At 66.9% G+C, this 2577-nt stretch carries 2 protein-coding genes; both read left to right on the top strand.

Annotation, left to right across the window (positions count from 1 at the left end; genetic code table 11):
- The coding region (locus WC493_RS23620; protein WP_373069168.1) for a zinc-binding dehydrogenase at positions 1-393 on the top strand (393 nt) is incomplete at its 5' end.
- Between the two features lie 21 nt (positions 394-414).
- Positions 415-2400 carry an SDR family oxidoreductase gene (locus WC493_RS23615; protein WP_373069166.1) on the top strand — a complete coding sequence of 662 codons (1986 nt, stop codon included), beginning with the start codon at positions 415-417 and terminating at the stop codon, positions 2398-2400.
- Positions 2401-2577: the final 177 nt, after the last annotated feature.

Here is a 2577-nt window from a genome sequence, read left to right as displayed (position 1 = left end):
ACAGGGAGCGGCGACGTCGCCGAGCAGATCCTTGAAGCGGCGGGCGGCGAGAAGTTCGACGTGCTTTTGACCGCGTGCTCGGTGAAGTCCGTGCAGGGCGTCGCGCTGTCGCTCGCGCGGAAGAAGGCCCGCGTGTCGTTCTTCGCCGGAGTGCCGAAGGATGACCCGGTGTTGCCGGTTGACACGAATCTGATTCATTACAACGAGATTTCCGTGTTCGGCGCGTTCGCGTCGAACCTGCGGCATTACCTTCAGGCGCTCGACATGGTCGCCGGCGGCGACCTGCCCGCCGGGAAGTTCGTGACGCACCGGTTCCCGCTGGATGATATTCTCAAGGCGTACGAGACGATCGAAGCCGGCCGCGGCATCAAGATCGTGATCGATTGCGAGTGACAGAAGTTGACGAGGTCGAACATGGACCGCAATGCGCTCAATGCGTTGGTACGTATCTCGCAGGCCGTCGGAACGAACCCGGAGTACGTTCAGGGCGGCGGGGGGAACACGTCGGCGAAATCAGCCGACGGCAAGACCATGCTCGTGAAGACGAGCGGGACGCCGCTCGCGGCGGTCAGCGAGTCCGCCGGCTGGGCCGAGCTCGACCTCGCGGCGGCGCGGGCGGTGCTCGATGCGCCAGGCCTTGACCGGATCGACGCCGCGTCGCGCGAGGCGAAGGTACTCAAACTGCTCAAGGCCGCGGTCATCGGCGGGCCCGGTGGCCGCCCGTCCGTCGAGGCGTCGCTGCACGCACTGCTCGGCACGGTTGTCATTCACACGCATCCTGCGGCGGTGAACGCGCTGACGTGCGGGCCGAAGGAATCGGCGCTGGCGGAGCTGACGAAGCCGGGCGAGGCGCCGCCGCTCTGGGTGCCATACACTGATCCCGGCTACCGGCTCGGCGCGAGCGTGAAGACGGCCGTGCAGGCGTATCAGAAGGAGCATCGCAAGCTGCCGGCTGTGTTGCTGCTGGAGAATCACGGCATATTCGTGTCGGCGAACGACGCGGAGGCGTGCATTGCGCTTCACGCGGACTGGGTCGCGCGCTGCGAGCGGCTGTTCGATGCGAAGGCGGCGGTTCCGCGCGGAGCGGCTGCTGCGGATTCCGCCATGCTGCGCGAAGCGATGGCGGCGATCCGGCGGGTCTGGCAGGCGAAGCAGAAGCGGACGGTGTTTGCCCGGTTGTCGGCCGACACGGAGCTGTCATATGCGGCGGGCGATCAGGCGCTGCAGAAGTTGTTCACAAGCGGTGCGCTCAGCCCGGATCAGATTGTCTACACCGGCCCGCGCTGGTACGCGGCGGAGTCGCTCGGTGCGGCGGCCGCCGCGGTCGAATCGGCGCTGGGCGGCGGGTCGGACAAGCCAGACAAGTCAGACGTTTGGCGCGGCGCTGCCGCGCCGCCGCGCGTGCTGCTTGTGCGCGGCGCCGGGGCGATCCTGCTGGCGGACGATCTGGCGAAGCTCGACGTGGTCGAGGCGGTCGCATCGAACGCAGCCCGCACGGCCCGCCTCGCCGCAGGACGCGGCGGCGCGCACAACCTGGACGAGCGCTCGACACGCTTCATCTGCGACTGGGAGGTCGAGCACTACCGTTCGAAGCAACTCGACCGGCCCGCCGAGCTGCTCTCCGGCAAGATCGCGGTCGTAACCGGCGCGGCGTCCGGCCTCGGACTCGGCATCGCGCAGGGCTTGGTCGACGCAGGCGCGGCGGTCGCGTTCTGCGATATCGACGTGGCGGGTCTCGACGCGGCGGCAAAAGCCGCGAGCGATCCGGCCCGCGCGCTTGCGGTCCGCATGGATGTGACGGCCGAACAGTCGGTCCGCGAGGCGTTCGACAGCGCGGTTCGGCACTGGGGCGGGGTCGATATCCTTGTTTGCGCGGCGGGCATCGCGCCGGCGTATCCGCTCGTCGATACGCCCGTGGACAAGTGGCGGCTCGCGCTGGAAATCAACCTGACCGGGTACTTCCTCGCGGCGCGCGAGGCGGCGCCGATCATGAAGTCGCAGGGCCAGGGCGGGTCGATGGTGATGATCTCCTCGAAGTCCGGCCTGGAAGCGTCGAAGGCGAACTCGGCGTACAACGCGACGAAGGCCGGCGAGCTGCACCTGATGCGCGGCTGGGCGCTCGAACTCGGCCCCGACGGCATCCGCGTCAACGCCGTCGCGCCCGGCAACGTGTTCGAGGGATCGAAAATCTGGAACCCGGAGTACATCAAGGTGTGTGCCGAGAAGAAGGGCATCCGGCCGGAGGAAGTGATCCCGTACTACGTCTCGCTGACCGCGCTCGGCCGCGAGATCAAGCGGTCGGATGTCGCCGACGCGGTGTGCTTCCTCTGCTCCGAGCATGCAAGGTGCATCACGGGACAGACGCTGGTGGTTGACAGCGGACAAGTCATGGCACGATGAGGGAAATTCAAAATAGGCCTTTCTATTATTTTGAATTTGAGCGAGGCAAACCGTGGCTGTTGTCACGGCGATTCCTCAGGAGATCCGATGAGCAACGGCACCGCGTATCTTGAATCCTTGCTGTACGGCGGCACGCTGGGGGAGCGTCTTGCCGCGTTGAAGGTGCTCTGCAAGCAC

This window comes from Zavarzinia sp., from assembly GCF_041650655.1.
In the GTDB taxonomy this organism is placed as follows: domain Bacteria; phylum Pseudomonadota; class Alphaproteobacteria; order Zavarziniales; family Zavarziniaceae; genus Zavarzinia.
This window is presented reverse-complemented; position numbering and strand designations above follow the sequence as displayed.